The sequence below is a fragment of the Virgibacillus senegalensis genome (assembly GCF_000821245.2).
GTDB lineage: Bacteria > Bacillota > Bacilli > Bacillales > Amphibacillaceae > Sediminibacillus > Sediminibacillus senegalensis.
The window spans coordinates 1,712,608-1,728,626 of sequence record NZ_LN611425.1; the positions used below are offsets into that span (position 1 = coordinate 1,712,608).

General features: G+C 43.8%; 17 protein-coding genes and 3 pseudogenes. 4 read left to right on the forward strand and 16 right to left on the reverse strand.

Annotated features, from left to right (window positions below; genetic code table 11):
- From BN1067_RS19500 to BN1067_RS19540, 9 genes and pseudogenes are all read right to left on the reverse strand, one after another.
- A partial coding sequence (locus BN1067_RS19500) for an MFS transporter (RefSeq protein ID WP_199868574.1) occupies window positions 1-450 on the reverse strand: 450 nt, incomplete at its 3' end.
- A gap of 175 nt (window positions 451-625) precedes the next feature.
- Complete coding sequence (locus tag BN1067_RS19505; protein WP_053220477.1) at window positions 626-1,435, reverse strand: M15 family metallopeptidase; 810 nt, start codon at window positions 1,433-1,435, stop codon at window positions 626-628.
- A 239-nt stretch (window positions 1,436-1,674) separates the two neighbouring features.
- Window positions 1,675-1,917: an IDEAL domain-containing protein gene (locus BN1067_RS19510; RefSeq protein WP_053220478.1), complete on the reverse strand. Its 243-nt coding sequence runs from the start codon at window positions 1,915-1,917 to the stop codon at window positions 1,675-1,677.
- Between the two features lie 277 nt (window positions 1,918-2,194).
- Window positions 2,195-2,538: pseudogene (locus tag BN1067_RS19515) on the reverse strand (transposase); the annotation flags it as partial.
- Window positions 2,539-2,841: 303 nt separating this feature from the next.
- A complete protein-coding gene (locus BN1067_RS19520) occupies window positions 2,842-4,074 on the reverse strand; it encodes an MFS transporter (protein ID WP_053220480.1) in 1,233 nt (410 codons plus the stop codon).
- A 159-nt stretch (window positions 4,075-4,233) separates the two neighbouring features.
- A pseudogene (locus tag BN1067_RS19525) lies at window positions 4,234-4,365 on the reverse strand (NAD(P)H:quinone oxidoreductase, type IV); the annotation flags it as partial.
- Window positions 4,366-4,490: 125 nt separating this feature from the next.
- A complete protein-coding gene (locus BN1067_RS19530) occupies window positions 4,491-5,723 on the reverse strand; it encodes an MFS transporter (RefSeq protein WP_053220480.1) in 1,233 nt (410 codons plus the stop codon).
- A gap of 159 nt (window positions 5,724-5,882) precedes the next feature.
- Window positions 5,883-6,482: an NAD(P)H:quinone oxidoreductase gene (wrbA, locus tag BN1067_RS19535; protein ID WP_053220481.1), complete on the reverse strand. Its 600-nt coding sequence runs from the start codon at window positions 6,480-6,482 to the stop codon at window positions 5,883-5,885.
- 160 nt (window positions 6,483-6,642) lie between these two features.
- Complete coding sequence (locus tag BN1067_RS19540) at window positions 6,643-6,855, reverse strand: hypothetical protein (RefSeq protein ID WP_053220482.1); 213 nt, start codon at window positions 6,853-6,855, stop codon at window positions 6,643-6,645.
- A 246-nt stretch (window positions 6,856-7,101) separates the two neighbouring features.
- On the opposite strand from BN1067_RS19540, the gene BN1067_RS19545 reads away from it, so the two are divergent.
- Window positions 7,102-7,986, forward strand: coding sequence for a cation diffusion facilitator family transporter (locus BN1067_RS19545; protein ID WP_053220483.1), 885 nt, complete (start codon window positions 7,102-7,104; stop codon window positions 7,984-7,986).
- 88 nt (window positions 7,987-8,074) lie between these two features.
- Here the strand turns inward: BN1067_RS19545 and BN1067_RS19550 are convergent, their stop codons facing one another.
- The 3 genes from BN1067_RS19550 to BN1067_RS19560 all read right to left on the reverse strand — a co-directional run bounded on the left by BN1067_RS19550 (window position 8,075) and on the right by BN1067_RS19560 (window position 9,737).
- Window positions 8,075-8,620: a GNAT family N-acetyltransferase gene (locus BN1067_RS19550; RefSeq protein ID WP_053220484.1), complete on the reverse strand. Its 546-nt coding sequence runs from the start codon at window positions 8,618-8,620 to the stop codon at window positions 8,075-8,077.
- 98 nt (window positions 8,621-8,718) lie between these two features.
- Entirely contained in the window at window positions 8,719-9,012 is a 294-nt protein-coding gene (locus BN1067_RS19555) for an AzlD domain-containing protein (protein ID WP_053220485.1), read from the reverse strand.
- A complete protein-coding gene (locus BN1067_RS19560) occupies window positions 9,009-9,737 on the reverse strand; it encodes an AzlC family ABC transporter permease (RefSeq protein WP_053220486.1) in 729 nt (242 codons plus the stop codon). The genes BN1067_RS19555 and BN1067_RS19560 overlap by 4 nt, the downstream gene beginning before the upstream one ends.
- A gap of 565 nt (window positions 9,738-10,302) precedes the next feature.
- On the opposite strand from BN1067_RS19560, the gene nhaC reads away from it, so the two are divergent.
- Complete coding sequence (gene nhaC, locus BN1067_RS19570; protein ID WP_053220488.1) at window positions 10,303-11,658, forward strand: Na+/H+ antiporter NhaC; 1,356 nt, start codon at window positions 10,303-10,305, stop codon at window positions 11,656-11,658.
- Here the strand turns inward: nhaC and BN1067_RS19575 are convergent.
- Both BN1067_RS19575 and map read right to left on the reverse strand, forming a co-directional pair.
- Window positions 11,655-12,431, reverse strand: coding sequence for a cobalamin-binding protein (locus BN1067_RS19575; protein WP_053220489.1), 777 nt, complete (start codon window positions 12,429-12,431; stop codon window positions 11,655-11,657). The genes nhaC and BN1067_RS19575 overlap by 4 nt on opposite strands.
- A gap of 198 nt (window positions 12,432-12,629) precedes the next feature.
- Complete coding sequence (gene map, locus BN1067_RS19580; RefSeq protein ID WP_053220490.1) at window positions 12,630-13,385, reverse strand: type I methionyl aminopeptidase; 756 nt, start codon at window positions 13,383-13,385, stop codon at window positions 12,630-12,632.
- 379 nt (window positions 13,386-13,764) lie between these two features.
- Here map and BN1067_RS19585 point away from each other — a divergent pair, with 379 nt between their 5' ends.
- Window positions 13,765-14,307 (forward strand): GNAT family N-acetyltransferase, encoded by a 543-nt coding sequence (locus tag BN1067_RS19585; protein WP_234400737.1) that lies wholly within the window; start codon window positions 13,765-13,767, stop codon window positions 14,305-14,307.
- A gap of 152 nt (window positions 14,308-14,459) precedes the next feature.
- Here the strand turns inward: BN1067_RS19585 and BN1067_RS19590 are convergent, their stop codons facing one another.
- Window positions 14,460-14,579: a YjcZ family sporulation protein gene (locus BN1067_RS19590; protein ID WP_110943594.1), complete on the reverse strand. Its 120-nt coding sequence runs from the start codon at window positions 14,577-14,579 to the stop codon at window positions 14,460-14,462.
- Window positions 14,580-14,746: 167 nt separating this feature from the next.
- Here BN1067_RS19590 and BN1067_RS19595 point away from each other — a divergent pair, with 167 nt between their 5' ends.
- Entirely contained in the window at window positions 14,747-15,364 is a 618-nt protein-coding gene (locus tag BN1067_RS19595) for an NUDIX hydrolase (RefSeq protein WP_053220491.1), read from the forward strand.
- A 100-nt stretch (window positions 15,365-15,464) separates the two neighbouring features.
- Here BN1067_RS19595 and BN1067_RS19600 read toward each other — a convergent pair.
- Window positions 15,465-16,019, reverse strand: a pseudogene (locus BN1067_RS19600) (aconitate hydratase); the annotation flags it as partial.

Here is a 16,019-nt window from a genome sequence, read left to right on the forward strand (position 1 = left end):
GCCATAAGCAAATCCCCTGGTCGATATGCTGTCGATATTGTCCCCTTCTGCTATTTCCGGCAAAAAAGCATCGTAAAACACGTTCCCCCCGGAAAAACCGATTGTCCCGACAATCAAAAGAATCGAAGCAAATAAGTAATCCCCCTCTCCAACAAAAGCGAGAAGCACACTTGCAATCATTCCCATGAAGGCAAAAAAACGCAAGAACTGCTTTTTAGCCGCTGAATAGTCGCTGATCGCCCCCAAAATCGGAGCCATTACCGCAACAAGCAATACAGCCAATGATTGGGAATATCCCCAATAGCTTGCTGCCGTGCTTTCCGGTAGACCTTTTGCAGCCACGTCATAATAAAAAACCGGCAAAATAGCTGCCATGATCGTAGTAGCAAAAGCAGAATTTCCCCAATCATACAAAAGCCAGCTGCGCACCCGTTTGTTTTTCACACCCATTTTCTCCCCCCTTTTCTTATTAATTCAAGCATAACAGAATATGGAATAAATAATGTTAAAATTCTGTCTATTTTTTTCGCGCTCGTTTTTCCAAATCCATTCAGTGAAATAAATGCGGTTCTAACGCAGGATGATAAAAAAGACACCCTGAAGCATGTTATCAGGGCGTCTCTGTTTAATTGGAATACAAATATTCTTCCAATGTTATATTTTGTTTATCTATTTGCTCAGCAGTCTCTTTGCCGACATAACGAATGTGCCAAGGCTCGTAACTGTATCCAGTGATATCCTCTTTTCCTTCAGGATAACGGATAATAAAACCATAGTCAGGGGCATTATCTGCCAGCCATTTGCCTTCATCGGTTTGTTTGAACGCCTGCTCCAATGAAAAAGCCATTTCTGCTGAAGTTACATCCATGGCAAGTCCCGTCTGATGTTCACTGTTACCGGGCTTCGAGGAAAATTTATCAGCTTCCTCCTGACCCATACTTTCGACGTTTTGCTGGTAAATTTCTTTCTGGCGTTCATAAGAACGATATCCAGAGGCGGCCACTAAATCAAGTCCAGCCTCCCCTGCCCCGTCAAACAAGTCTTCTAAGGCATGGGCAGCTTCCTCTCGCATATAGCGCTTTTCCAGGTCCTCTTCAAAATAAAAAGGTACCTCAGGAGCAATTAAATCGGGCGGCTCATAACCATCAGGAAGTTTGAACTGTTTGTTGGCAAGCACAAGCATGCTTTCCGGATCCTCAACGGTGACAACCTCGCCGTCCTCCGGCTTCTCCAGCTGGGCATGGTTACCATCGGCTTGGTCTTCCTGATCCTCTTGGCTCTCTTCTTCCTGTCCGGTCTGGTCGCCGGACTGCTTGTCATCCAGTTCGGTTTGGCTAGTTTGACTATCTTCTCCCGGTTTCGGCTCTCCATCCTGCTGACAGCCAAGCAATAAAGCACCTAAAGCGGCTGTCATGATCAACGCATTCAGTTTCATGTTAAATCCCTTCATTTCTGGTTGTTGTTTCTATGATACGTTACTCATTGTAACATAATAAAAAGGTCTCGTTTAAATAAATTCCAGACTTGCGGGTTAGCGTTCCTTAAGTCGGAGAAAAGTTAAGTTTTACTCCTGATACACTTTCCCCAGAATTGATCTATTTCAATCCTATTTGGCACCGAAAAAGCAAAAAATCCCTGCCAAGTCGGCAAGGATCTATCTATTCAACATCCTGCTTATTCCTTAACGTAAGACTGGTACTGCTTGCTTAAGGCAAGGAAAGCTTCTCTGTCACTTGCATCAATCGAGCTATTGATTTGCGTTTCTAAGCGTGATTTGTTCCAGTTAAAACATAACTCATCGAGAAGTAATTTTGTAGCAAGCTTGATTTCATAGGAGATTTCACGTTTGGCCACGATTTTACTTTTCCTATTGGTTCCAAAAGCCTGTAATCTGTAATTGATCTTATGCTTTTTCATGGAACACGCCCCCTTGTTCCTTTTTTATATTATCCTAGAAAATCAGTTATAATGCAATAATTTTCTGAATATTTATTTATCAGTTCCCCTATATCTTTCTCCCAAAACTCCCAAAAGTGCCCAAATCGTCAGTGCATCTAAAAAAAGCCCGGGGATAGTCGAGGCCACTGAAAAACTGAAGGTCTTTGAAAAGTAGAATTTAAAAAAAGCGGTCTGTATGGAAGTTAATTTCCATTCAGACCGCTTTTTATCTAATTTCAATGATTTGTGCCCTCTATTTCTTCATGGATTCATCGAGAGAATAAATCATTTTACGGACGTTCTTGGAACGGTTACGCAATACTTCTTGACGGGATGGTTGATTGTATCGAGCCTTAGTGTGTGTCGCATCAAGGATGAGAGACTTCGATTGGATCACGCCTTTCTCAAGAGCGGCCTCTACGGTTTTTCCAATCAGGAAATCTAAAAGGTTTGGGTCTTTCAGACGTTTACGACGGAAGTAAGCTAATAAGCTGGGATCAATGTCGTCATCTTCTGGTGCCATTGCAAGGAAATATTGAAAGACATGTCGACCTGAGCTCGTTCCACGAGATCCCCATCAGACATATAGATGGTTTTCAGTGTACAAGAAAAAAGAGTGACTTTCTTTTAGAATTCAAAGAAAATCACTTCTTTTTCGTTTACCCTCTGTTGATTCCACGATGAGCGTTCGGTGGTGACGCCTGCGGGAACAGCGCGAGCCGAAGATCCACTTGGTTAAGTGATCTTCTTGACCAAGTTAGCTGAGGCCGTGCCCGCGGTAAGCATCCACCGATAAGCGATTCGTGAGAATCAACAACAAACTTTAAAATCTCTTCTGGATTTGAAAGGACTTTTTCAGTGGCCTCGGATTGCCCCCCAGACTTTCCGATTGTTAGTCTATACTTATTCCCCATCTGCTTCCGGCCGAATCGTTTTAAAAGAAAGGAACGCGGCCACGACTGCCAGTCCAGCCAGTACCCCCACCATCCATGTCAAATTTCCCTTCATTAATAAGGCGATGACCGGAGGCCCTGCAGCCACCCCTAAATAGCGGGCAGAGCTGTAAATACAAGTTATTGTCCCTCTGACTCCCTTTTCAATACTCTCGGTAATCAATGCGTCTAAACAGGGAAGCCCCGCTCCTATACCGACACCACATAGAAGGAAGACAATCAACAGATAGACAAAATGGTCAGAAAACCGAACGGCTACTACCGACAGAGCTGAAAGCAGAATCCCGGAAAAAGTTATCCACTTCATTTTGACCAAGTCATCTTTGATTACTTTTCCTGTTGTGAAGGAAGCAATACAGAGTGCAGCTAAAGGACCTGCCAGGTAGAAGCCTTTTTTGATGCCTGAAAAATGGTACTGATCCTCTAGCACACTTGATAAGTAAAACAGGATGCCGAACAATATAAACATTAGAATCGCACCAATGGCGAATACAGCTGACAGCCAACCTCCATGTTTATGGAAGGTATTCCGTGTATTTTTCCAAAATTCTTGGAAAGGCGGTCCTTTTTTATCACTTTTTGGCTTTCGTACCAATAAGACAACAAGAAGCAAGGACACAGCACAAAATACAGGTATCGCCCAAAATGGCAAAAACCAAACAATTCCGGCCAGCAAGGACCCTAAAATCGGGCTAAGTACTTTGCCGAAGGTATTGGAGGTTTCAATCAGTCCAAGTGTGGCGCTGACGTCCTTTTCCCTTTGAAACATGTCTCCTACTAGGGGTAATACAATCGGTGCCGTTCCCGAAGTGCCGATTCCTTGAAGAATACGACCAATCAATATATACGGAAACGGATCGCTCATCCTCCAGGAAGCATACCCGGAAAGAAGTCCACCCAGCCCCACAATTATTAGGGACGGAATGATGACTACCTTTCTGCCATATCGATCGGACAAAAATCCGGCCAAAGGGATGAAAAAAATGGCAACGATGGAATAGACCATGATGATATAGCTTGATTGCAGTTTGGAAATATCCATTTCTTTCTCCATCAAGGGCAGAACTGGAATAAGCATCGAATTTCCAAGTGTCATGATAAGCGGAATGGATGCGAGTGAAACAATAGCCCATCTTTTTTCATGTATCTCGCTTTCCTGATGGGTATTATTCGTTGTATGCATGGCATTGTTCCTTTCTGCATGAACTCTCCTTCCCATATTGTCCTAAGTGTTGCTTTTTCATGCAGAACATTCGTTGACAAGGCTTTATAATATTGATCGTTCTAAAGGCAAAAAAAAACAAGCTGCCGTTTTTCCGACAGCCTGCACAAACCACCGCTATCATCCTTGAGCGATTTTCTTCGTTACTTCTACCGTTCTTTTCGCCTGATGCTTCACGGCAGCCTCTACATCCTCGATCATATTTCCGTCCTGATCGACACTAACACTTACACCATAAGGATTTCCCCCAGCNTAAGCATCCACCGATAAGCGATTCGTGAGAATCAACAACAAACTTTAAAATCTCTTCTGGATTTGAAAGGACTTTTTCAGTGGCCTCGGATTGCCCCCCAGACTTTCCGATTGTTAGTCTATACTTATTCCCCATCTGCTTCCGGCCGAATCGTTTTAAAAGAAAGGAACGCGGCCACGACTGCCAGTCCAGCCAGTACCCCCACCATCCATGTCAAATTTCCCTTCATTAATAAGGCGATGACCGGAGGCCCTGCAGCCACCCCTAAATAGCGGGCAGAGCTGTAAATACAAGTTATTGTCCCTCTGACTCCCTTTTCAATACTCTCGGTAATCAATGCGTCTAAACAGGGAAGCCCCGCTCCTATACCGACACCACATAGAAGGAAGACAATCAACAGATAGACAAAATGGTCAGAAAACCGAACGGCTACTACCGACAGAGCTGAAAGCAGAATCCCGGAAAAAGTTATCCACTTCATTTTGACCAAGTCATCTTTGATTACTTTTCCTGTTGTGAAGGAAGCAATACAGAGTGCAGCTAAAGGACCTGCCAGGTAGAAGCCTTTTTTGATGCCTGAAAAATGGTACTGATCCTCTAGCACACTTGATAAGTAAAACAGGATGCCGAACAATATAAACATTAGAATCGCACCAATGGCGAATACAGCTGACAGCCAACCTCCATGTTTATGGAAGGTATTCCGTGTATTTTTCCAAAATTCTTGGAAAGGCGGTCCTTTTTTATCACTTTTTGGCTTTCGTACCAATAAGACAACAAGAAGCAAGGACACAGCACAAAATACAGGTATCGCCCAAAATGGCAAAAACCAAACAATTCCGGCCAGCAAGGACCCTAAAATCGGGCTAAGTACTTTGCCGAAGGTATTGGAGGTTTCAATCAGTCCAAGTGTGGCGCTGACGTCCTTTTCCCTTTGAAACATGTCTCCTACTAGGGGTAATACAATCGGTGCCGTTCCCGAAGTGCCGATTCCTTGAAGAATACGACCAATCAATATATACGGAAACGGATCGCTCATCCTCCAGGAAGCATACCCGGAAAGAAGTCCACCCAGCCCCACAATTATTAGGGACGGAATGATGACTACCTTTCTGCCATATCGATCGGACAAAAATCCGGCCAAAGGGATGAAAAAAATGGCAACGATGGAATAGACCATGATGATATAGCTTGATTGCAGTTTGGAAATATCCATTTCTTTCTCCATCAAGGGCAGAACTGGAATAAGCATCGAATTTCCAAGTGTCATGATAAGCGGAATGGATGCGAGTGAAACAATAGCCCATCTTTTTTCATGTATCTCGCTTTCCTGATGGGTATTATTCGTTGTATGCATGGCATTGTTCCTTTCTGCATGAACTCTCCTTCCCATATTGTCCTAAGTGTTGCTTTTTCATGCAGAACATTCGTTGACAAGGCTTTATAATATTGATCGTTCTAAAGGCAAAAAAAAACAAGCTGCCGTTTTTCCGACAGCCTGCACAAACCACCGCTATCATCCTTGAGCGATTTTCTTCGTTACTTCTACCGTTCTTTTCGCCTGATGCTTCACGGCAGCCTCTACATCCTCGATCATATTTCCGTCCTGATCGACACTAACACTTACACCATAAGGATTTCCCCCAGCTGCGAAAGTCACCGGATCTGTATAGCCAGGACCGACGATAATCGCTCCCCAATGGAACATGGTCGTGTATAAATTCAATGTAGTTGCTTCCTGTCCACCATGAGGATTTTGAGCAGACGTCATCGCACTCACTACCTTGTTGACAAGTTTTCCCTGAGCCCATAGTCCACCAGCTTGATCAATAAACTGCTTTGCTTGCGAAGGTACATTCCCAAAGCGTGTCGGTACGCTGAAAATAAACCCATCCGCCCAGTCTAGATCGTCATTGGTTGCTTCCGGCACATCTTTGGTTTCATCATAATGCTTTTTCCATGCCGGGTTTTGGGCAATTGCTTCTTCTGGTGCGAGTTCTTTGATTTTTCGAAGTCTAACTTCAGCACCTGCTTCCTTCGCAGCAGCTTCAGCCCATTGGGCTAACTGATAATTTGTACCAGTCGAGCTATAATAAAAAACAGCCAATTTTACCATGGTTCATGCTCCTTTCTATTTCAACAACTAGTATTCTCCTGACATACTGGAGTATGCACTTTATTTCTATACCCCTAACGACCGGTCAATAAGCTTGGATCTAACAGATAGCCCTCGAGAAAAAGAAAAAGGAGAGGCAGATCAATTGGTTAAGCCTCGCCTAAACTACTTTACTGTATGAGGGAAATGTCCAATAACACTCGCCCCATCCTCTTTGGACAGCAAGTTCATCGAATGTGCGAGCCTGACTATTATAAAAATTGATGATTGCCTGTTCGATGGTTTCCTGCTGAGGATCGTAGGTGAGTAAAATTGGTTTGGAGAAGCGCATTCCATCCACTAAACCTTCAATGATAACCGTCTCGTGATACATGCTCTCACTCCCTTAGTAATATAAAATGATTAGATGATTACTTGTATTTCTTTACCCTTAAATGTGTACAATTAATCGTACCCACACTAGACTGTGTTAACTTTATCTTCGTTTCATCCGCTAAATTTAATTGCATCAGGGCAACTATAGTGCCTAAAGCAAGCTTTTTTTCTCTAGACTTACTGAAGTTTGATTTGGTAAGCTATGTTTGCTGGAAAAGCGACAGGAAGCGGAGGCAATTATTTCATGGGTCAATATGAAAACTTAAAAAAAGGAGAACGTGGAGCATGGATAAGCATTGCTGCTTATTTAATTTTGGCTCTAGCCAAGTTAATTATTGCTTCAATCGGAAACTCCGATGCCCTGAGAGCGGACGGGCTTAACAATACAACAGATGTAGTTGCTTCCATCGCCGTGCTGATCGGTTTGCGGATTTCGCGAAAGCCTCCGGATGAAGACCACCATTATGGTCATTTCCGGGCTGAAACGATAGCATCGCTGGTGGCAGCTTTTATTATGATTACAGTCGGTTTTCAGGTAATACTTGACACCATCCAGAAAATCATCGATCATTCTCTAGTCCAGCCTAATATGATTACGGCCTGGACAGCGTTAGTCAGTGCCGTAGTAATGCTGGCAGTCTATCGATTCAATTTACGGCTTTCCAGAAGGATAAACAGTTCTTCACTTTACGCAGCGGCTCAGGATAATAAATCTGATGCGCTTGTCAGTATTGGAGCTTTTGTAGGAATTATAGGCGCACAGTTCGGTCTCTACTGGCTTGACCCTGCAGCAGGACTACTTGTCGGCATCATCATCTGCAAAACAGCGTGGGACATTTTCCGCGATGCTACCCATACGTTGACAGATGGCTTTGATGAAGATGAACTGCATACGATAAGAAACAGTATTGTAAGCGATGAAGAGGTCAAAGAAGTGAAAGACATCAAAGGACGTCTTCATGGAAATCATGCACTAGTAGAAGTAACGATTTATGTAGAACCTACCCTCGATGTACAGGAGAGTCATGAAATTACGGAGCGAATTGAAGATTTACTGCAGGAAAAACATGACATCAACCATGCTCATATTCATATTGAGCCTGCCCCTGAGAATTTATCAGAAAGATAACAGGAGCGCCAATTTTCAAAGCTCTGGAATCATAAGATGCTCGCTGACTATAAAGGCTGCCGGACAATACATCCGGCAGCCTTTCACATCATTGCACGAGGTACTTCAGTTTACTTGACAGTTCGTGGATATTTTCCCAACCAAATGCAGATTCCTGATAGGTACCTTCACCGATGGTAGTATCTTCTTTTTCTATCTGACGGGCACCGTGTTTCGCATAAAATTTGCTCGATGGATTTTTGGTTAGTACCCAGACCAGCATCGATTGATACCCTTCCTTAACCATTTCATCTGTAAAGGCAGCAAGCATTTTCGTACCTAGCCCTTGGCGCTGGTAATCCGCCAATAAATAAATAGCATAGATTTCCCCATCATATCCAAAGCGTTTGGTACGTTCTTTGCCTCCTGAAACAAAACCGATAATATCGCCATCTTCCTTTTCCACAACAAGCGCAACCTGGCCGGAGGCAGGCATTTTTAAAATCGTTTCCCATAAAGCTTTCCGGTTTTCGAAGGTAATATTGGACATATCTTTTTCGTTAATCAACTCAAAATAAGTTGATTTCCAACTGCTTACATGCACATTGGCAATTTGCTCTGCATCTTTTAATTCAGCTTTTCTGATATGGTACATCCTTCTTTCCCCTCTTTCTTTATCTATTCTGCATTTTGCCGTCCGCTTTATCGGGATTCCGGACAGCCTTTTTGCGGTTATCCGGCCTTCTGTTTTTCCTATATTGTTAGCAGGAATACAGTAGCAATAGCACCGATAACGACAAGAATAATATTAAGCCCAAAGAAAGCCAAGACGACAGCTACAGCGCCGCCAATCAATCCTACATATGGCTGATCCGGTTTGACTGTGAGAATCCCTGGAAAAATCAATGCTCCTAAAGCAGCATAAGGAATGGCATTAAGCCATCTGTTCATCCATCCAGGAAAATGAATTTTATCGACGATATATGCGGGCAGCATACGAGGAACCATCGTAACAAGAGACATACCGAGAATGATAAGCAAAATCACTGTTTACCCTCCTTTAACAAAAAGACCCCGCATAGTCCGCCTACCAGTGTGCCAAGAACGATTGCCCAGCCGTCACTTACAAACTGTGCGCTAAAAGCGTTGATAAGCATCGCAATGACAGCTATTAATCCTACCCGCAATTCTTTTCTGACACTTGGCAGCAATAATCCAATAAACATGGCGTATAAAGCAATCCCCATACTCTGGCTCAAAATTGCCGGGATGATATCACCCAGGATTCCGCCTAAAAACGAGCCAACTACCCATGCTGAATAGGCGGTTATCATTAATGCTGCGTAAAAATACATTCCTTTTTCCTGCCTGGCTTCTTCGGTATGCATCGAGGCGACCGAAAATGTTTCATCCGTCAATCCGAGTGAAAGAGGCACCTTCCATTCAAGGCCAATGGAACGAAGCCGGTTCATAAACGAAAAACTCATTACGAAATGCCGAAAATTAAGTACAAACGTAGCAATAATAATTTCAATCGCCCCAGTACCTATCGCTATCATATTGGCTCCCATAAATTGACTTGCTCCGGCAAAGACGAGCACACTCATTAACGTAATCTCGGCAATGGTCATTCCCGCCTGTTTCGCTATAACCCCATATGTAAGAGCAATCGGCAGATAGCCGAGCATTATCGGAACACCCTTGGATATCCCTCTCTGGATCATATAGATACGAGCTGATTCCTGTGTTTTAGCAACTGCTTTTAATGTCATATGCTCCCTCCAGGTGGGTAAAATTTTTCATTCATTATACCGGATTACTAGTTAAATAGAAAGAACTTCAACTATTTTCCATGCAAACAAACGTTGACAGCCAGACCAGCTTTATTGTATGATTCACGGAAACAGATTACCATAAAAAGTTTCCGCAGATTCCGAAGTAGACTTTGCTGCTGTCAGTCCCCAGAGACCGGGCGGTTGCTGCAAGCCCGGGCAGCGCAGTTGTCGAATTACAGGATCGCAAAAAAGCGGCAGTTTTCAAAAGCTGGATGAACAAATTTGTTCATCAATTAGGGTGGTACCGCGGAGTAAAAAGCTTCGTCCCTTTTTCAGGGATGGGGCTTTTTTTATTTGTATAAAGAAAAATGAAAATTACCCTGCGAATATACAAGAAGCAATCCGTATCCAGCACCGCCCCTGCCACCTCACTTGCAAGTAAAGAGCATTGCAGACGTGTAAGCTTTTGTACTTCTCCTAATTAGCATTACTTGGATTCCTAGAGAAGAAAACTGCTGCAATACAACATGAAAAAGCGGAAAACGACAAAAGGAGTATGTATATGTTTCAAATCAAACACAAACAAGCCCCGCCCTGGCAGGAAGCAGCCATATTACTGGTATTCGTCCTTGCAATTATCGGTTTCTTTATTATCAAATTGGAAACAGTACCGCACATACCGTTAATACTTGCTGTCCTGACAGTGACCTCTTACGGTCTTCTAAAAAGAATTTCCTTTTCTGACTTGCAATCAGGTTTGGCACAAGGAGCGCAAACCGGAATCGGTGCCGTATTTCTGTTTTTGCTTATTGGCATATTGATCAGTACCTGGATGGTAAGCGGGACAATACCTGTCCTTTTGAGTACCGGTATCCAACTTATCGGCGGCACATGGTTTTATGCCATTGCATTTGCCGTTACTGCAATTATCGGAACGGCCCTAGGAAGCTCTCTAACGACAAGTGCCACTATTGGCGTGGCCTTTATCGGTATGGCCGAAGCCATGGATTTATCATTGGCTGTTTCGGCAGGGGCAATCGTTTCCGGCGCATTTTTCGGTGACAAAATGTCGCCTCTCTCGGATACAACCAACCTGGCTTCCACCATTGTGGAGGTAGATTTATTCCAGCATATTAAAAACATGGCCTGGACTACCCTGCCAGCATTTTTAATAACTTTTGTTATCTTTGCTCTCATGTCCCCTAACGAGAAGGTTGGAAGCGGACAACTCGAACAATATGAACAAGGGCTTTCCGCTTCTGGATTGCTGCATTGGTATGCATGGCTCCCGCTTATTTTGCTTGTTCTGCTTACATTGTTTAAAATCCGGGCGTTTTTGACCATAGCAGCGAGCAGTTTGCTGGGAACCGTTATAGCTGGTATGAGCGGCAGTATGTCTTGGCTGGCAGTTTGGAATACATGGTATTCCGGCTACACAGCTGATACCGGCATCGAAGCGGTCGACGGTCTTCTAACCAGAGGGGGAATGGAAGGCATGTTTATGACCATTTCCCTCGTACTCCTTGCTCTCGGTCTTGGCGGTCTGTTGTTTGTTACCGGAATTATCCCTTCCCTGTTATGGACGATTCAGTCCAAGCTGACCAGTCTGCGTAAAATTACATTTACAACTGTGCTGACGGCAATCGGAGCGAACGTCCTGATCGGCGAGCAATATTTATCGATCCTTTTAACAGGGGAAGCCTATAAAAAAGTGTATGACGAACAGGGAATATCCCGAAAAAAATTATCACGGACGTTGGAAGATGCCGGGACGGTGATCAATCCGCTCGTTCCGTGGAGTGTCTGCGGTGTCTTTTTGGCAGATGTATTGGGGGTACCAGTGCTGACATACCTGCCATTCGCATTTTTCTGCATGCTATGCCCTGTATTGACCTTGATGATAAAAGGGGACCGTTAAAGAACTTTATCCTTCCCCAGCAAATGATTCAGTTTTTTTAATCCGAGCAATAGCCGGGGGGAGGGCCTGCAAAATAATGATTCCGGCAAAACATGAATGCGACCTTCCTGTACGGCTTTCAATTCGTTCCAGCCTGGACGTTTTTGAATTAGTTCCGGTCGCATTTTTTGCTCCTGAATCCCGACCCAGACCAGGCAGATATGGTCTGGGTTTCTAGTTTTTACTTCCTCCCAGGTCGTTTGGATGCTGGCCTCCGGTTCCGTATCAAAAACATTGCGGGCACCAGCCAACTCACTTATTTCTGTTAACCAATTAGTCCTTCCCGGTGTGAATACCGGCTTCGGCCACCATTCCCAGTAAAGTGAAGGTTCGGACGTCTCTCGATAACTCACGTTCGAGGAAGCGGTTTCATTTTTGAACTGGACCGATCGCTGCTCACCCAATGCTGGCTCTCCCATCGCCTCCCCGACGGTCTTCAAATCCTTCGCAATGTCCTTTAAAGAATTAGGATTCAAAACAATATAAGGAATATGTCGTTGTTCCAAAGCTTCAATATTTTTTTCCATGCCTGGTACACTAAGCGAAGCCAATACCAAGTCCGGTTTCAATTCCGCCACTTTGTCCATGTCGATTGATAAGTCCGGACCGACTTTTGGTAATCGTTTGACCGATTCCGGGTAATCAGAGAAATCATCTACAGCGATTAATTTGTCTATCATTCCTAAATAATCCAACAATTCCGTATTACTGGGGCAAATTGAAATGACCCTCAACCCTGTCTCCCCTTTCGTCTTAAAAAAACAATGGTTCAAAGCAACCTAGTCAGGAAAAATTGAAATACAGTTTATATTTTCCACAATTAACAATATGACTCCTAATGAATACGCCGCTTTTTGTATCAGCTGAGACGAGAAAAACGCAGGTGCTTTCATATGGAGCTTTAAAAAAGAGAAAGCAATCGTTGCTTTCTCTTAGATGTCGTCCTGGCTGGTCAAGATTCTCGGCCCTTGCTTAGTAATGACTACAGTATGTTCATACTGGGCCGATCTGCCTTGATCGGTAGTCCGTGCTGTCCAATTATTATCATCCATTTGACTATGCCATGTTCCTTCATTCAGCATTGGTTCAATAGTAATGACCATTCCTTCTTTTAACCTGGGGCCTTTACCTGCCAACCCGTAGTGCGGGATATGCGGATCTTCGTGAATAGTCGGTCCGATTCCATGTCCGGTAAAATCACGGACAACAGAAAATCCTTCTGCTTCCGCGTATGTTTGGATTGCATGGCCTATATCCCCGATACGGTTTCCCGGCTGTGCTTGTTCGATTCCTTTATAAAGGGATTTTTCCGTAACATCCATCAGGCGTTTGCCTTTCTCGTCGACATTGCCGACAGCGTATGTCCAGGCAGAGTCAGCAAGCCCGCCATTTAAATTTACTACCATATCGATGGTGACGATATCTCCGTCTTTCAAGGCTTCTTCACGCGGAAATCCATGGCAGATTTCATCATTAATCGAAGCACAAGTAGCAAACTGATAACCATTATAGCCTTTCTGTTCAGGGGTTGCTCCATGTTCGGCAAGATACTGTTCGACAAATCGCTCGATTTCCATGGTAGTAACTCCAGGTTTGATTCGCTTGGCTATTTCTTTATGAGTAGAAGCTAGCAGTTTTCCAGCTTCCTGCATCATTTCAATTTCTCTATTGCTTTTTCGTGTAATCATCTATGACTTCCTTTCTACGTCATCTATTTTACCACGCAGAGCACGGCAGGTAAAATCATCTCTAGGCGTCACCACTAAACGGCATCTATAAAAATAGAAAGTGCCCTGACAGTGTCGTTACGTATTTTATTCATGGTAAAGTTTATCATGAGGATGCCTTTCCGTAAAACACGCAGTCTTTTCTCCAGTTTTCCGGGAAACATTCATCAAGCAGAACTTAAAGCAGCCTCCTATCCTATAAAATGATAAAAACAATAATCATGTTACATTTTTATTCTTATCAGAGGCACGATAGCATCCATAAGACTTCATGAAAATTCTGACAGACTATCCGAAACAGTGGTAAACTGAACCTATACTTGTTTTAGGGGGAAAATGATTGGAAATTAACAAACTGGGGCATGACGAAGCAGAAGCATATTGGAAGTTAAGACTGGAAGCTTTACTGAAAAATCCCGAAGCATTTCTCACTACATATGAAGAAGCACTAGCAAGGAAAAATCCAATTGAATCGACAGCTAAAAATTTGCAAGCCGCCACCAGTGACACCTATGGCGCATACATGGATGGAAAGCTTGTCGGCGTTGTGACCATGCTGCGAAACGGGCATGAAAAAGCAGCACATAAAGCAGACATTGTGGCTATGTATGTAACCGAATCAGCCAGAAGTAATGGAGTGGGATACGAATTAGTAAAAAAAGCAAAACACGATGCAGTGCTATACGGAATTGAACAGCTGAACCTGAACGTGGCAGCTGATAATCAAGCAGCTCAGCATTTATACAAAAAGGCGGGCTTTACTTGTTATGGACTGGAAAAAAACGCGATCAAATACCAGGGACGTTATGTTGATGAAATGCAGATGGTATGTTTTCTTACTGATCAAACTAATAATATGGCAAAAGCCTGTACGATCGAATAATGCCAAGAATACAGGAAAATGCACAGGTTGATTCAGTCTTTGTGTAAGGCAGAAATAAAGTTGCACGATCAAGCATTCAAAGAAAATGTGAAAAAGAGCTTCCATCCGGAAGCTCTCCTGTATTGGGTTTTATCTAAATGGTCCGGATGAGCTTAATAGTATCCTCCGTAGCCACCACCAAACCATGATGACCCAACGATAATAAGCAAGATAAACAACACAACAATCAACGCAAAACCGGAACCATATCCGTAACCTGCTCCTCCACTCATTTAAACAATCCCTCCTTTTTCCGATGTACTATAGACTATGCTTTTTAGGTGAAGCTGGAAGGGCGCACGTGAAAATTGGGTATTTGACCCGAAAAACTATATCAGATCAGAAACAACCGAGACACTTTCACATAAGTACGTATGACTGTGGACAGGAGGAATAGAAGATGGAACCAAAATGGCTGACATGGGCGAAAGAAATCCAGTCCTTGGCGCAAGCTGGATTAACCTATTCTCAGGATGTTTTTGACCAGGAGCGATTCCAGCGCCTGAGGGAAATCAGTAAAGAAATGATGGCAGCTCATACGGATGTTCCCTTTACAAAATTAGCTGACTTGTTTACTAATGAGACAGGCTATCAAACTCCCAAAGTGGACATTCGGGCTGTCGTGCTCGTCAACAAGAAGCTTTTACTGGTTCAAGAAAAATCAGACGGAAATTGGGCTCTTCCAGGGGGCTGGGGAGATATCGGATTTTCTCCAGGAGAAGTTGCAGCCAAGGAAACCAAGGAAGAGGCGGGACTTGAGGTAAGACCAACCCGTATGCTCGCTGTTTACGATACCAAGCAGCATGAACACCCGCCTATGCCTTACCATGTGTACAAATTGTTTATTCAATGTGAAGTGCTTGACGGAAAGCTCTCAGGTGGATTGGAAACAAGCGGTGCCGCTTTTTTTGGTATGGAGGAGCTCCCGACTTTGTCAACCGGACGGAACACCCGGAAGCAAATTCTTCAATTGGTTGAAGATGCTTTCGATCCAAAGGCGCCATGCCGGTTCGATTGATGAAACTTACCGGTTGACCGAGCCCGGTACAAGCTTTTTAAAGGAAATGAAGGACAAGCCCTTAATCTAGCTTGTCCTATATAAATCCTATCGTAGTTACTTAACTGTTTTTCGCTTCACCTTGCCTAACCCAGTTGATTAGTCCGCCATGGAGCATCACATCGATTTGCCGTTTGGAAAGCGAGTGCTTCGCATCGATTACTCCTTTTCCTTTCACTTCAACCTCCACTGCACTCGTGGCTGGCAATGATTTATGCAGGTTTTTCACCCGCAGTACATCTCCTTTTTCCAGCATGTCGTAATCTTCTTCATGGACGAATTCCAACGGCAATACACCGAAGTTGACAAGGTTTTGCCAATGTATTCTCGCATAATCTTTTACGATAACGAACCGAAGCCCTAAGTAACGCGGTGCCAAGGCTGCATGCTCACGGCTTGATCCTTGCCCATAATTGCTGCCGCCTATAATCACATGACCGCCGGCGTCCCGGATTTCCATTGCCCGTTCATAATAGGTTCCGTCCAATATCTCAAAGGTGAACTTGCTGATTTCTTCCAAGTTGCTTCGATACGGAAGAACACGTCCGCCACCTGCCAAAATTTCGTCTGTTGAGATGTCATCCCCTACTTTGAATAAAACGGGCAATTCCATCTC

Excerpts from the sequence above, each read along its gene's own strand:
- BN1067_RS19505 (WP_053220477.1), bottom strand. The coding sequence starts at position 1,435 with ATGAAACTGAATGCGTTGATCATGACAGCCGCTTTAGGTGCTTTATTG.
- BN1067_RS19545 (WP_053220483.1), top strand. The coding sequence starts at position 7,102 with ATGGGTCAATATGAAAACTTAAAAAAAGGAGAACGTGGAGCATGGATA.
- BN1067_RS19520 (WP_053220480.1), bottom strand. The coding sequence starts at position 4,074 with ATGCATACAACGAATAATACCCATCAGGAAAGCGAGATACATGAAAAA.
- BN1067_RS19560 (WP_053220486.1), bottom strand. The coding sequence starts at position 9,737 with ATGACATTAAAAGCAGTTGCTAAAACACAGGAATCAGCTCGTATCTAT.
- BN1067_RS19550 (WP_053220484.1), bottom strand. The coding sequence starts at position 8,620 with ATGTACCATATCAGAAAAGCTGAATTAAAAGATGCAGAGCAAATTGCC.
- BN1067_RS19540 (WP_053220482.1), bottom strand. The coding sequence starts at position 6,855 with ATGTATCACGAGACGGTTATCATTGAAGGTTTAGTGGATGGAATGCGC.
- BN1067_RS19530 (WP_053220480.1), bottom strand. The coding sequence starts at position 5,723 with ATGCATACAACGAATAATACCCATCAGGAAAGCGAGATACATGAAAAA.
- wrbA (WP_053220481.1), bottom strand. The coding sequence starts at position 6,482 with ATGGTAAAATTGGCTGTTTTTTATTATAGCTCGACTGGTACAAATTAT.
- map (WP_053220490.1), bottom strand. The coding sequence starts at position 13,385 with ATGATTACACGAAAAAGCAATAGAGAAATTGAAATGATGCAGGAAGCT.
- BN1067_RS19590 (WP_110943594.1), bottom strand. The coding sequence starts at position 14,579 with ATGAGTGGAGGAGCAGGTTACGGATATGGTTCCGGTTTTGCGTTGATT.
- nhaC (WP_053220488.1), top strand. The coding sequence starts at position 10,303 with ATGTTTCAAATCAAACACAAACAAGCCCCGCCCTGGCAGGAAGCAGCC.
- BN1067_RS19510 (WP_053220478.1), bottom strand. The coding sequence starts at position 1,917 with ATGAAAAAGCATAAGATCAATTACAGATTACAGGCTTTTGGAACCAAT.
- BN1067_RS19595 (WP_053220491.1), top strand. The coding sequence starts at position 14,747 with ATGGAACCAAAATGGCTGACATGGGCGAAAGAAATCCAGTCCTTGGCG.